The sequence below is a fragment of the Xanthomonas euroxanthea genome (assembly GCF_900476395.1).
Taxonomy (GTDB): domain Bacteria; phylum Pseudomonadota; class Gammaproteobacteria; order Xanthomonadales; family Xanthomonadaceae; genus Xanthomonas; species Xanthomonas euroxanthea.
In genome coordinates this window covers 282,655-295,014 of record NZ_UIHB01000004.1, presented here as the reverse complement: position 1 = coordinate 295,014, position 12,360 = coordinate 282,655, and the positions used below count along the sequence as shown (strand labels likewise).

Sequence of the window (12,360 nt, the reverse complement as noted above, 5' to 3'; positions counted from 1 at the left end):
TACTCAAGACACGCTCTGCCCGGCGCCGCGCCGGGCCGTCTGTTGCGAGGCGTGCTATTGACTGAGCTGCGGTGTCTGGGTGCGCTCGGGCTGCTGGACCTGCTCGCTCGATGCGGAAAGCTGCTGCGCGCGCGCGAACGACTGCTCTTCCGGGGTGCGCAATGCCTGCTCGGTCTTCATGTGCGCGCGCAGATGCGCCGGGTTGGCCGGATCGCCCTGCACCACGAACACGTTTTCGCCGCCGTGCACGCCGCGGTGGTTGGCCTCGCTCATCAGCACGTGGTCCACGCGCGACAGGCCGCCTTCCTTGGCCAGCGGCAGCAGCGCTGCGCTGAGCCGGTCACTGGTCTGGTCGGGTGCGCGTCCATGTGCCGCATCGATTGCATGCACGCCGCGCTGGATCTGCTGGTACATCGGGTGGTCGGGATGCGAGGGTTGACGTGGATCGTGCATGGCAATGCTCCGTGCTGTGCAAAATGACTCAGGGGGCGGCAAACACCGGGCGGGTCAGGTTTTCAGGGGCGCCATCGGTGCATACCACCTCGTCTTCGATGCGGATGCCGCCGTAGGGTGTGAACTGCGCAACGCGTGCCCAGTCGACGCTGGCGGCGTGGCCGTTTTTCTTCACTTCGTCCAGCAGCATGTCGATGAAGTACACGCCCGGTTCGATGGTGACCACCATGCCCGGTTCCAGCACGCGGGTCAGGCGCAGATACGGGTGGCCGTCCGGGCGTTCGATGCGCCCGCCGCGGTCACTGGCCGTAAAACCGGCCACGTCGTGCACCTGCAGGCCGATCAGATGGCCCAGGCCGTGCGGGAAGAACGCGGCGCTGACGCCGGTGGCGAGCGCAGCTTCCGGCGACACGGTGAGGATGCCGAAGTCCTTGAGGATGCCCATCAAGGCCAGGTGCGCATCCACATGCAGTTGCTTGTAATCCACCCCGGCGCGCACGTTCTGGCCCATGCGGATCTGCGCGGCATCGACCGCATCGATCAGCGCCTGGAATTCGCTGCCGGGGTCGGCGGCATAGGTGCGGGTGATGTCGCTGGCATAGCCGTAGGCCGAAGCGCCGGCATCGATCAGGAAGCTGCGCAGCGGCTGCGGCGGCTGCTGGCCGAGCTCGGTGTAGTGCAGCACCGCACCGTGTTCGTTGAGCGCGATGATGTTGCCGTACGGCAGCTCGGTGGCGTCCTGGCCGACGGCGGCGCAATAGGCCATGTGGATGCCGAACTCACTCTGGCCGGCGCGGAAGGCCGCTTCGGCCGCGCGATGGCCGCGTACCGCCAGTTGCTGGGCGATGCGCAGCAAGGCCAGTTCGTAGGGCGTCTTGAAGGCGCGCTGATACTCCAGGTAATCGAGCACCGGCTGCGGGTTGTTCGGCACATAGGCACCGAGCGCGCTCTGCGCCTCGCCCAGGATGGCGCAACGTTCGATCTGCCTGGGCAGCAGCGCCACTGCCTGGTCCGGGGTGCGGATGATGTGGATGTCGCAGTGTTCGACCCACCAGCCACTGGGGGCGTCGGGCACCACATGCCAATAGTCCAATGGCTGGCAGAAGATCAGCGTCGGGCGCTTGCCCGGGGTGTAGACCAGCCAGCTGTCGGGCACCCGCGTCAGCGGCACCCAGGCCTTGAACTGCGGATTGACCGCGTACGGGTAATCGCGGTCGTCGAACACCTGGTAATGCAGGCTGCCGCTGGGCACGACCAGGTGGTCGAAGCCGCCGCGTTGCAGCGCCTCGTCGGCGCGCGCGGTCAGCGTGCGCAGGTGGTCGGAATACAGGTGGCTCAAGGACGGCTGGGGCATGCGGGGCTCGATCGGCGATGCAAGGACAGGTCGCGATTTTGCCGTAATCGTGGTGATGCTGTCCTTCAGCCCAGCATGTGTTCTTCGGCGATCCAGGCGCGCAGGCGTTGGCGATGCGGCTCGGACATGGTCAGGAAGCGGAAGCCGGCCCAGGCCTGTCCGGGTGCGTGCGCGGCTTCGGTCCACAACAGATGCACGCCGACGTCGATCTCGGTGGCGCGGCCGATGCGCTCGGGCAGGCTGAAGCGCAATTGGTACAGGGCATCGTCCTGCAGCGGAACCGAGGCCAGCAGCAGCATGCCGGTTTCCGAGACATTACCCACCCGGCCGATCTGCGCCTCGCTGAGCATGTCGGTCACCGGTACCAGGTCGGACGGCTGGCGGCGCGGTGCGCGGCGGGTGTCCTGGATCATCGGGTGGCCTCGGCAGCGGGCGCCTGGCCGGCCAGGCTGCGCAGCGTGCGCACGGTGGCATGCCAGGCGCGGTCGATCAGGCGCGATTTCTCTTCGACCAGCAGGCGTGCCTGGCCACCGGCCATCAGCCGCGACAGGCCATCGAGCGAGTGCTCGCCGACCTTCTGTCCGCGCTGATTGACGAACAACGCGTTGTCGGTCATCGGGCTATACCAGGACAGCCGTTGCCGGCGCAGGTCGCCCTGCTGGTTGATGACGAATTCGAACCAGCTGCCGAACGGCAGGCTGCGCAGCTGCACGTAGCACGCCTCCTCGGCTGGCGAACGCGCGGTGGCGATGTCCCTGCGCGGCGCGCTGTCGCCCTGGTCACCCAGCCGCGTGCGCGTCTTGAGCCTGGCAGTGAGTTCGGTGCGCGAGGTCATCTCGTCCTCGCCACCGGGCGTGGACAGGCGCCGCGCGATCGCCGCCGCTTCATCGTGGTGGTAGCCGACCTGCAGCAGCGCGGTGTCGATCTCGGTGCCGAGCGCGATGTCGGCGGGTTGCCCCTTGCTGCGGCAGGTGACTTCGGCAATGCGGGTGGTCAGCGCCTGACGCTCGTCCCATTCGGGCGACTGCTCGCCCTGGCGCAGCAGCGTCAGCGTCAGCACGTCCGACCAGGCCTGACGCAGCAGCGCCTGCACGAAGCGCGGCGGGGCGCTCTGCTCGCACAGTTGCTCGATGCGCGCCTCGGCCTGCTGCTTGGCCGACTCCAGCCGCTCCTTGCCGCGTGCCGCATCCACATGGCGCCGCTCGGCGACCTCGGCCTTGCGGGCCAGCGTGCGCAGATGCGTCTGGATCTCGTCATTGGCCGCGGCGAACACGGCCTCGTCGCCCTGATAGTCGGTGACGATCCTGTCCACCGCGCTGCCCAGCTTGTGCAGCAGCTGCGGGTCGACATCGTCCTCGCCCAGCCAGACCGCGCCGGACTCGGCTACGGTGTTGAGCAATTCGCGCACCGGGTGCTGGTCGCGCACGAAGAAATGCGTATCGGCCAACGCCGCGCGCACCACCGGGACCTGCAATTTGGCGAGCAGGGCCTGCGCCGGGGTCTGCGGGCGGACCTCGCGTTGCATCTGCGCGTAGAGCAGGCCGAGCAGATCGAAGGTGTCGGTGTCCTGCGGCGACAGCGCAGCCTCGGGGCCGTGTTGGGCCCGCAGCAACGCCAGCACCTGGCGCTGCACCGCATCGATGCCGGCAGGCTGCGGCGATGCCGCCGCCTGCGCCGCCAGCGCGCCCTGCAGGCTGGCCAGTGCGTCGCCGAGGGCGGCTTTGGGCACGGTCGTGGAAGCACGCTGGGCCGATGCTTTCTCAGGTGTTGCCTGCGTGCCTGTCGCAGGCGCTGCGCCGTGCTGTGCAGTGTCTTGAGTCGCCGCTGCGCCGACCTCGCCGGCCGCCTGCGACTGCCGCGCCGACGCCATCAGGCCGCCCAGCGCCAGCACTGCATCGCTCAGTGCTGGTGTCGCCTGCTCACCGTAGGTGGCCGTTGCCAGTGTCATCGGAACAGCGGGCGGATCCAGCAAGGCGCTCTGCCACGGCGTCGGTGCGGACTGCCCGCTCCAGCCGGTTGCAGGTCGCCCGCCGCGCGGCGGCATCGCGCGCCCACTGGTGGCCGCAGCATCCTTCGCTGCGGTGGCTGATGCAGGCGCGGCGCGCCGGGTCTGCACCTGGGTGGGTTTGACCAGATAGGGGTGATAGATCAATCCCGGCAGGATGCCTTCCTGCGCCAGTGCGCCGTTGGCACGCTCGTACAGATCGTTCAACCGTTCGATCACCTGACGCTCGAACACGCGGTAGAGCGTCAGCTGCCCATCCAGGCTCAATCCCAACGTTTGGCCGCACTGGCGCAGCACGCGGCACACGGCGTACGGGCCCAGTGGCACGGCTTCCAGTTCGAATTCGGGCACCGCGCCGATCACCGCCAATCGCTGCGCCAGCAATTGCAGCGCATCGGCGCGCCGGGAGGTCTCGCGGCGCGCAATCTCGCTGAGCACGATATCGCGGTCGATATCGGTGTCTTCCACCAGGGTGAGCATCTGCGGATGCGCTTGCGCTGATGCGTCGGCTGCCGGCGTCAGCGACGGGCGATCGCGCAGCGTGGCCAGGTCCTGCGCCAGCTGCTGCAGGAACGCCTGCGGAAACAGATCGATGTGATCGCGCAGGCCGCGCATCTGCGCATAGGCTTCGGCCTGGATCTGGCTGCTGCGTGCATGCTCGGCCTGATGCAGCAGCTCACGCTCCAGCTCCACGACGGTCAGCCGCAGCGGCCCGCTGAGCGCCTGCACGCAATGGGCGTGCAGCGCGGCAAGCAGGCGCCGCCCGCGCACGGAAACCGGCGCATCGGCGATCGGACCGCTGGGCGTGTGCTGCAGGGAAAAGGCGGGAGTGGACATCCGTGAAGGCGGGCTCGGTGCGAGGCGTGCGTTATGTAGCATGTTTTTCCACCGGTCAGCGACCGCGCGGCCGCGAGACGTGCCTGGCAAGATCCGGTCGCCACTCTGGCGCGGACGGCGCGCATGGCACGACTCGCTGGATCTGCGCGCCAGTGCTGTCGCGTGCGCTACCGATCATGGCGCGGCGTGCTGGCTGCCGTGCCGCGCCGCGATCGCCGTGATTAGGCAAGAAACAGCTCGACCACGTCATTGGTGAAGCGGCGGCCCAGCTCGGTCGGCACCACGCGTCCGTCCTGCGCGGTCATCCAGCCTTGCGCAATCGCGCGCGCCACCGGCAGCTCGATGACCGACGCCGCCAGCCCGGTGGAGACTTCGAAGTCGCGCAGCGCGAAGCCCTCGTGCAGGCGCAACAGGTTGAGCATGTATTCGAACGGCAGCCGCTCGCGCGGCACGATCTCGTCGCCGCCAATCGATGCCGTGCTGCCGGCGCTGGCCAGGTAACTCTGCGGGTGCTTGTGCTTCCAGCGTCGCAACACATGCTGTTCGGCACCGGAGCTGATCTTGCCGTGCGCGCCGGCGCCGATGCCCAGATAATCGCCGAAGCGCCAGTAATTGAGGTTGTGCGCGCACTGCCGCCCGGGCCTGGCGTAGGCGCTCACCTCATACTGCGCATAGCCGGCCTCGGCCAGCAGGCGCTGGCAATGTTCCTGGATATCCCAGGCCGCATCGTCGTCGGGAATGCCCTTGGGCGGCCGCGCGAAGAACACCGTGTTCGGCTCCAGCGTGAGCTGGTAATGCGACAGATGGGTGGGCTGCAACGCGAACGCGCGCTCGAGATCGTGCTCGGCCTGCGCCAGGGTCTGCTCGGGCAGCGCGTACATCAGGTCGATATTGAAATTGTCGTAGCCGGCATCCTGCGCCAGCGTGATTGCACGCTCGGCCTGGGCACTGTCGTGGATGCGACCGAGCCGCTGCAGCGCCACATCGTCGAAGGTCTGCACACCGAAGCTCAGCCGGTTCACCCCGGCGGCGCGATAGCCATCGAAGCGGCCATGCTCGGCGGTGCCTGGATTGGTTTCCAGGGTGATTTCCAGATTCGGCGCAAAGCGCAGCCGCGCGGCGGCGGCCTGCAGGAAGCGGTCGATCGCCTCGGGCGGGAACAGGCTCGGGGTGCCGCCGCCGAAGAACACCGAATGCACCACGCGACCCCACACCAGCGGCAGGTCCGCATCCAGGTCGCGGATCAACGCATCCACATAGTCTTCGAACGGCAGCACGCCCTTGGCCGCATGCGAATTGAAGTCGCAGTACGGGCACTTGCGCACGCACCAGGGCAGGTGCACGTACAGCGCCAGCGGCGGTGGAATCAGGTCGGGCACTGCATCAGGCCATGGTTCACAGCGACAGGGCGTGCAGCTTGTGCTGCAACGTGGCCAATGCCACCGCACGGTGACTCAGCCGGTTCTTCAACGCGGTATCCATTTCCGCAGCGGTCAGGCCATGCACCGGATCCAGAAACACCGGGTTGTAGCCGAAGCCGCCCGTGCCGCGCGGTTCGGTGGTGATCACCCCTTCCCAGCTGCCTTCGGCGATCAGCGGTTGCGGATCTTCCGGGTGACGCAGCAGCACGATCACCGCGTAGAACCGCGCGCTGCGGCGCTCGGCCGGCACCTCACGCAGGGCATCGAGCAACTTGGCGTTGTTGGCCTGTGCATCGGTCGGGCTGCCGGCGTAGCGCGCGCTGTACAGGCCGGGTGCGCCGCCGAGCGCATCGACGATCAGGCCGGAGTCGTCGGCCAGGGCGGGCAGGCCGGTGACCACGCTGGCATGGCGCGCCTTGATCAAGGCGTTCTCGACGAAGGTCAGGCCGGTTTCCGGCACGTCCTCCACACCGAGCTCGCCTTGCGCCACGATGCGCAGCGGCAGGTCGGCGAGCATGGCGCGCAGCTCTTCCAGCTTGCCGGCGTTGCCGCTGGCCAGGACCAGGTGTTTCATTGCTTGGGCTCCAGCAGGTCCCACTTGGTGCCGTACAGGTCGCGGAATACCACGACCGTGCCGTACGGTTCCTCGCGCGGGGTTTCCAGGAATTCCACGCCGAACGCCTGCATTGCCGCGTGGTCGCGCCAGAAGTCGTCGGTGTAGAGAAAATGATCCACCCGCCCACCGGTCTGGTCGCCGATGCGCGCGCGCTGGGCGTCGTCGCCCGGCCGCGCGAGCAGCAGCGCGGCCTCCTGTGCGCCGCCCGGGCCGATCACCACCCAGCGCTTGCCATCGTCCAGCGGGCGGTCCTGCAACACCTGGAAACCCAGCGCGCCGGTGTACCAGGCGATCGCCGCATCGTAGTCGGCGACCAGCAAGGTGGTCAGGGCAATGCGTCGGCTCATCCGGCCAGCGCAGCGCGTTGCAGGGCGAACAGCTCGCTCATGCCTTGTTCGGCGAGGGCGAGCAGCGCGTTGAGTTCGTCGCGGCGGAAGGCGTGGCCTTCGGCGGTGCCCTGCAGCTCGATGAAGCCGCCGCCGTCGTTCATCACCACATTCATGTCGGTGTCGCAGTCGCTGTCTTCGGGGTAATCCAGATCCAGCACCGGCTCGCCGCGATAGATGCCCACCGAGACCGCGGCCACGGCGCCGATCAGCGGATGCTTCTTGATGTCGCCGCGCTTGAGCAGCAGGTTCACCGCATCGGCCAGCGCCACGTAGGCGCCGGTGATCGCGGCGGTGCGGGTGCCGCCATCGGCCTGCAGCACGTCGCAGTCCAGGGTGATGGTGCGTTCGCCCAGGGCATTGCGATCCACGCAGGCGCGCAGTGCGCGGCCGATCAGGCGCTGGATTTCCAGCGTGCGCCCGCCCTGCTTGCCGCGCGCGGCTTCGCGATCGGACCGGGTATGGGTGGAGCGCGGCAGCATGCCGTATTCGGCGGTCACCCAGCCTTCGCCCTTGCCGCGCAGGAACCCGGGCACGCGGTTTTCCACGCTGGCGGTGCACAGCACGCGGGTGTCGCCGAAGCTGACCAGCACCGAGCCTTCGGCGTGACGGGTGAAGGCGCGTTCGATGCGCACCGGGCGCAGCTGGTCGGCCGTGCGGCCGCTGGGACGGGAAAAGGTCATGCGATGAGTCCGGAAGTCGGGAGGTGGGTCTGGGGCGGCGCGTGGCGGGGCGGTCAGCCAGCGCGGGCCGCTAGGGTACCATTCGCGCTTTGAAGGTACGGGACTGACGATGATTCGAAGCATGACCGCGTTTGCGGGTGGCGAACGCATCACGCCCTGGGGCACGCTCGGTTGCGAGCTGCGCTCGGTCAACCATCGGTTTCTGGAAGTGGGCGTGCGCCTGCCCGAAGAACTGCGTGCGCTGGAGCCGCTGCTGCGCGAGCGCGTGGCGGCGAAAAACAGCCGCGGCAAGCTGGATCTGGCGCTGCGCCTGCGCGCGCCGGACAACGCGCAGACCCTGGCCGTCAACGAATCGCTGCTGCAGGAACTGGGCGCCCTGGCCACCCGCCTTGACGGGATGTTCCCCAAACTGCAGGTGGGTTTCACCGATCTGCTGCAGCTGCCCGGAGTGCTGCAGGTGCAGGACGTGGACGCACCGGCGTTGCAGGCCCAGGCCCTGGCATTGCTGGACGAGGTGGTGGACAGTTTCGTGGCCGCGCGCGAGCGCGAAGGCGGCAAGCTGGCCGATGCGATCAGCGAGCGGGTCGATGCGATCGAACGCATCGCCGCCGAGGTACGCACGCTGATTCCCGTCATCCGCGAAGGTCAGCGCGCCAAGCTGGCCGCACGCCTGGCGGATCTGCCGCATCCGGTGGACCCGGGCCGCGCCGAACAGGAACTGGTGCTGTGGCTGCAGAAGCTGGACGTGGACGAAGAGCTCGACCGCCTGTCCAGCCACATCGCCGAGATCCGCCGCGTGCTCAGGCAGCGCGAGCCGGTCGGCCGCCGCCTGGATTTCCTGCTGCAGGAATTCAACCGCGAAGCCAATACGCTCGGCTCCAAGTCGGTGGACAGCCGCACCTCCAACGCCGCCGTGGATCTGAAGGTGCTGATCGACCAGATCCGCGAGCAGGTGCAGAACATCGAATAGCCGGGAATAGGCAATCGGGAATGGGGAATCGTCAAAGCAGGTACGATTCACCCTTGGCCTGCTTGCTTGGCGCGGTGCCCCATTCCCTATTCCCGACTCCCTATTCCCTAAAATGCGCGGCACTCTCTATATCGTTGCGGCCCCTTCCGGCGCCGGCAAGAGCAGCATCGTCAACGCCACCCTGGCGCGTGATCCCAAGATCGCCTTGTCGATCTCGTTCACCTCGCGCGCGCCGCGGCCGGGCGAGCGGCATGCCGAGCACTACCATTTCGTCTCCGCCGACGAGTTCCAGGGCATGATCGAGGCGGGCGACTTCTTCGAGTATGCGCTGGTGCACGGCGACTGGAAGGGCACCGCGCGCCAATCGGTGGAACCGCAGCTGGCCGCCGGGCACGACGTGCTTCTGGAGATCGACTGGCAGGGCGCGCGCCAGGTGCGCCAGAAGGTGCCCGACGCGGTCAGCGTGTTCATCCTGCCGCCATCGCGCCAGGCGCTGGACGAGCGCATGCGCAAGCGCGGCCAGGACAGCGAGGACGTGATGGCGCAGCGCCTGGCTGCCGCCCGCGAAGAGATGCTGCACTTCGAGGAATTCGATTACGTCATCATCAACGAGACGTTCGAGACGGCTGTCTCGGAGATGTGTGCGATCTTTACCGCCAGCCGGCTGCGCCGGCAGGCGCAACAGCAGCGGCATGCGGAGCTGATCCGGGCCCTGCTGGACTGAGCGGCTCAAACCCCTGATTCCAAAGGAAACTGAATAGGCCCAGGTTGCCGTGACGGCGGCCGGGGCGTACACTCCGCCCCCTTTCCCTCATTCGATGCGCGGCCGTTGCTGGTCGCCGGGAGCCCGCATGGCCCGCATTACCGTAGAAGATTGCCTGGAAGTCGTGAACAACCGTTTCGAGCTGGTCATGATGGCGTCCAAGCGCGCCCGTCAGCTCGCCAACGGCGTGCAGCCGTTGATTGAAAATGCCGACGCCAGCGACAAGCCCACCGTGATGGCACTGCGCGAAATCGCCGCACGCCGGATCGACAACGCACTGATCGACGAGGTCGAGAAGGCCGAGCGCGAGCGTGCCGAGCGCGAAGCGCTGGAATGGGCCGCTGCCGAAGTCGTCGCCGACGAAGACATGTCCAAGAACGACGATTGATCGTCCGCATCGCTGCGATCGATCTGAACAGCCCGCCACGTGCGGGCTGTTTCCGTTTCAGGCCCGCGTTGCTGTGTACAGCGTGCAAACGTTTGCCGTGACTGCGTTGCTGGCATAGTCTTCCGGCATGAACCCAGGCCCCACTGCCCAGGCGACCGTCGTGACGTCTCCGTCTTCCGACCAGGCCATCCCCGACTACGTCCTGCACCTCGAACGCGCGGCCAGCTACCTTCCCAAGGAGCAGTTGCCGATCCTGCGCCGTGCCTGGGAAGTGGGCGCCAGCGCGCATGCCGGCCAGACCCGCAAGTCGGGCGAGCCCTACATCACCCATCCGGTTGCGGTGGCCGGCGTGCTCGCCGAGCTCGGCCTGGACATGGAATCGCTGATCGCCGCGATCCTGCACGACACCATCGAAGACACCCCGCTGACCCGCGAAGAGCTGGCCTCGGAATTCGGCGAGGCGGTGGCCGAGCTGGTCGATGGCGTCACCAAGCTGGACAAGCTCAAGTTCCGCGACCGCCAGGAAGCGGCGGCGGAGAGCTTCCGCAAGATGCTGCTGGCGATGTCGCGCGACCTGCGCGTGATCATGATCAAGCTGGCCGACCGCCTGCACAACATGCGCACCCTGGGTGCGCAGAGCAGCGAAGCGCGCGGCCGCATCGCGCGCGAAACGCTGGAGATCTACGCGCCGATCGCCCAGCGCCTGGGCATGAGCCTGATCAAGTCCGAGCTGCAGAACCTGGGCTTCCGCGCGTTGTATCCGTGGCGTCACGCCATCATCGAAAAACATATCCGCAGCCAGCCGGTGGTGCGGCGCGAATCGATGGCGCAGGTGGAAGTGCAGCTGTCGCAGCGGCTGGCCAAGGAAGGGCTGGAACATCGCCTGGTCAGCCGCATCAAGACGCCCTGGAGCATCTATTCGAAGATGCACGAAGAGAACAAGTCCTTCGACCAGGTGATGGATGTGTTCGGCTTCCGCCTGGTGGTGCGCTCGGTGGCCGACTGCTATCACGCGCTGGGCGCAGTGCATGCCACCTTCAAGCCGCTGGACGGGCGCTTCCGCGATTTCATCGCCATTCCCAAGGCCAACGGCTATCAGTCGCTGCACACCGTGTTGTTCGGCCCGTACGGCTCGCCGATCGAGGTGCAGATCCGCACCGAGGAGATGGACCTGATCGCCGAACGCGGCGTGGCCGCGCACTGGACCTACAAGGTCGGCTCGGCCTCGCCCAACAGCGCGCAGAGCCGTGCGCACGACTGGATCGTGGAGCTGATCGATTCGCAGCGCGCCGCAGGCTCGTCGCTGGAGTTCCTGGACAACGTCAAGGTCGACCTGTTCCCGGACGAGGTCTATCTGTTCACGCCCAAGGGCAAGATCCTGGCGTTGCCGCGCAACTCCACCGCGCTGGATTTCGCCTATGCGGTGCACACCGACGTGGGCAACCGCGCGGTCGCCTCGCGGGTGGACAAGAAACTGGTGCCGCTGCGTACCAAGTTGGTCAGCGGCCAGGCGGTGGAGATCATCACCGCGCGCTCGGCCACGCCCAAGCCGCAGTGGCTGGAGTTCGTGGTCAGCAGCAAGGCGCGTACCGCGATCCGCCACCAGCTCAAGCAACTCGAACACGAAGATGCCGTGCAGCTCGGCCACCGCATGCTCGATCGCGCGCTGGAAGCGATGGACAGCTCGCTGGAACGCTTGCCCAAGGGGCGCCTGGATGCCTTCCTTACCGAGCATCGCTATCCACGTCTGGAAGCGCTGCTGGCCGATGTGGCGCTGGGCAACTGGATGCCGACCCAGGCCGCGCAGGCGCTGATGGCCTACGCCGAATTGCGCGGTGGCGGCCACTCCAAGCATTCGCACGAAAAGATCCTGATCGACGGCAGCGAGCGTGGCGTGATCAGCTTCGCCAACTGTTGCCAGCCGATTCCCGGCGACGAAATCATGGGCTACCACACCGCCGGCAAGGGCATCGTGGTGCACCGCCTGGATTGCCCGAACCTGGCCGAGCTGCGCAAGTCGCCCGAGCGCTGGGTGCCGATCGACTGGGATTCCAGCGTCAGTGGCGACTACGACACCGCCCTGATCGTCGAGGTGGAAAACCGCACCGGCGTGCTGGCCCAGCTGGCCGCGGCGATCGCGCAAAGCCAGTCCAATATCGAGCGGGTGGATTACCTGGACCGCGACTTCAACGCCGCAGTGCTGCGCTTCAACATCCAGGTGCGCGACCGCCGCCATCTGGCCGAGGTGATGCGCCGGTTGCGGCGGCTGCATGTGGTGCAGAGCGTGGGGCGGCAGTAGGCGTCCAGGGGCGTGCCCGGGGGCCGGCCTCCCGGATCGGTTCGCGGCGAAGGCGCTGCGCTTTTCTCTCTGCGGCGTAGCGCCCTGCAGGGCGGGTGAAACGGTTGATGCAGCGCAGTGCTGGCATCGTGAGTTGTACTGCAGGCGCCGCGGCGGAAGCGCTGCTTGCCCGCCACGGCGGGGAC

The 12,360-nt window shown here is 67.5% G+C and carries 12 protein-coding genes; 4 read left to right on the top strand and 8 right to left on the bottom strand.

The window, feature by feature from the left end; genetic code table 11:
- Positions 1 to 54 precede the first annotated feature (54 nt).
- The 8 genes from CPBF1521_RS13675 to rph form a co-directional block, all read right to left on the bottom strand.
- Complete coding sequence (locus tag CPBF1521_RS13675) at positions 55 to 453, bottom strand: XVIPCD domain-containing protein (protein WP_115677336.1); 399 nt, start codon at positions 451 to 453, stop codon at positions 55 to 57.
- A 28-nt stretch (positions 454 to 481) separates the two neighbouring features.
- Positions 482 to 1,807 (bottom strand): Xaa-Pro dipeptidase, encoded by a 1,326-nt coding sequence (gene pepQ, locus CPBF1521_RS13670; protein ID WP_115677335.1) that lies wholly within the window; start codon positions 1,805 to 1,807, stop codon positions 482 to 484.
- Between the two features lie 65 nt (positions 1,808 to 1,872).
- A complete protein-coding gene (locus CPBF1521_RS13665) occupies positions 1,873 to 2,220 on the bottom strand; it encodes a PilZ domain-containing protein (protein WP_104584744.1) in 348 nt (115 codons plus the stop codon).
- Positions 2,217 to 4,649, bottom strand: a complete 2,433-nt coding sequence (locus CPBF1521_RS13660; protein ID WP_115677334.1) for a DUF1631 domain-containing protein — start codon at positions 4,647 to 4,649, stop codon at positions 2,217 to 2,219. Before CPBF1521_RS13660 ends, CPBF1521_RS13665 begins: the two co-directional genes overlap by 4 nt.
- Positions 4,650 to 4,870: 221 nt before the next feature.
- Positions 4,871 to 6,028 carry a radical SAM family heme chaperone HemW gene (gene hemW, locus CPBF1521_RS13655; protein ID WP_104584746.1) on the bottom strand — a complete coding sequence of 386 codons (1,158 nt, stop codon included), beginning with the start codon at positions 6,026 to 6,028 and terminating at the stop codon, positions 4,871 to 4,873.
- 16 nt (positions 6,029 to 6,044) lie between these two features.
- Positions 6,045 to 6,644 (bottom strand): RdgB/HAM1 family non-canonical purine NTP pyrophosphatase, encoded by a 600-nt coding sequence (gene rdgB / locus CPBF1521_RS13650; protein ID WP_180496747.1) that lies wholly within the window; start codon positions 6,642 to 6,644, stop codon positions 6,045 to 6,047.
- Positions 6,641 to 7,033 (bottom strand): VOC family protein, encoded by a 393-nt coding sequence (locus CPBF1521_RS13645; protein WP_115677332.1) that lies wholly within the window; start codon positions 7,031 to 7,033, stop codon positions 6,641 to 6,643. The genes rdgB and CPBF1521_RS13645 overlap by 4 nt, the downstream gene beginning before the upstream one ends.
- Complete coding sequence (gene rph / locus CPBF1521_RS13640) at positions 7,030 to 7,755, bottom strand: ribonuclease PH (protein ID WP_024938119.1); 726 nt, start codon at positions 7,753 to 7,755, stop codon at positions 7,030 to 7,032. The genes CPBF1521_RS13645 and rph overlap by 4 nt, the downstream gene beginning before the upstream one ends.
- Positions 7,756 to 7,864: 109 nt before the next feature.
- Here rph and CPBF1521_RS13635 point away from each other — a divergent pair, with 109 nt between their 5' ends.
- From CPBF1521_RS13635 to CPBF1521_RS13620, 4 genes are all read left to right on the top strand, one after another.
- Entirely contained in the window at positions 7,865 to 8,725 is an 861-nt protein-coding gene (locus CPBF1521_RS13635) for a YicC/YloC family endoribonuclease (protein ID WP_024938120.1), read from the top strand.
- Between the two features lie 112 nt (positions 8,726 to 8,837).
- On the top strand, positions 8,838 to 9,449 hold the full coding sequence (gene gmk / locus CPBF1521_RS13630) for a guanylate kinase (protein ID WP_104584754.1): 612 nt from the start codon (positions 8,838 to 8,840) through the stop codon (positions 9,447 to 9,449).
- Between the two features lie 127 nt (positions 9,450 to 9,576).
- The gene (gene rpoZ, locus CPBF1521_RS13625; protein ID WP_002812428.1) at positions 9,577 to 9,876 is read left to right on the top strand and encodes a DNA-directed RNA polymerase subunit omega; all 300 of its coding nucleotides are present in this window, start codon (positions 9,577 to 9,579) and stop codon (positions 9,874 to 9,876) included.
- Positions 9,877 to 10,003: 127 nt separating this feature from the next.
- A complete protein-coding gene (locus CPBF1521_RS13620; RefSeq protein ID WP_104584756.1) occupies positions 10,004 to 12,175 on the top strand; it encodes a RelA/SpoT family protein in 2,172 nt (723 codons plus the stop codon).
- The last annotated feature ends 185 nt before the right edge of the window (positions 12,176 to 12,360 follow it).

What these genes read in the sequence shown, in the direction of transcription:
- CPBF1521_RS13660 (WP_115677334.1), bottom strand. Translation starts at nt 4,649, where the DNA reads ATGTCCACTCCCGCCTTTTCCCTGCAGCACACGCCCAGCGGTCCGATC.
- pepQ (WP_115677335.1), bottom strand. Translation starts at nt 1,807, where the DNA reads ATGCCCCAGCCGTCCTTGAGCCACCTGTATTCCGACCACCTGCGCACG.
- rph (WP_024938119.1), bottom strand. Translation starts at nt 7,755, where the DNA reads ATGACCTTTTCCCGTCCCAGCGGCCGCACGGCCGACCAGCTGCGCCCG.
- CPBF1521_RS13675 (WP_115677336.1), bottom strand. Translation starts at nt 453, where the DNA reads ATGCACGATCCACGTCAACCCTCGCATCCCGACCACCCGATGTACCAG.
- rpoZ (WP_002812428.1), top strand. Translation starts at nt 9,577, where the DNA reads ATGGCCCGCATTACCGTAGAAGATTGCCTGGAAGTCGTGAACAACCGT.
- CPBF1521_RS13665 (WP_104584744.1), bottom strand. Translation starts at nt 2,220, where the DNA reads ATGATCCAGGACACCCGCCGCGCACCGCGCCGCCAGCCGTCCGACCTG.
- rdgB (WP_180496747.1), bottom strand. Translation starts at nt 6,644, where the DNA reads ATGAAACACCTGGTCCTGGCCAGCGGCAACGCCGGCAAGCTGGAAGAG.
- CPBF1521_RS13645 (WP_115677332.1), bottom strand. Translation starts at nt 7,033, where the DNA reads ATGAGCCGACGCATTGCCCTGACCACCTTGCTGGTCGCCGACTACGAT.
- gmk (WP_104584754.1), top strand. Translation starts at nt 8,838, where the DNA reads ATGCGCGGCACTCTCTATATCGTTGCGGCCCCTTCCGGCGCCGGCAAG.
- CPBF1521_RS13620 (WP_104584756.1), top strand. Translation starts at nt 10,004, where the DNA reads ATGAACCCAGGCCCCACTGCCCAGGCGACCGTCGTGACGTCTCCGTCT.
- CPBF1521_RS13635 (WP_024938120.1), top strand. Translation starts at nt 7,865, where the DNA reads ATGATTCGAAGCATGACCGCGTTTGCGGGTGGCGAACGCATCACGCCC.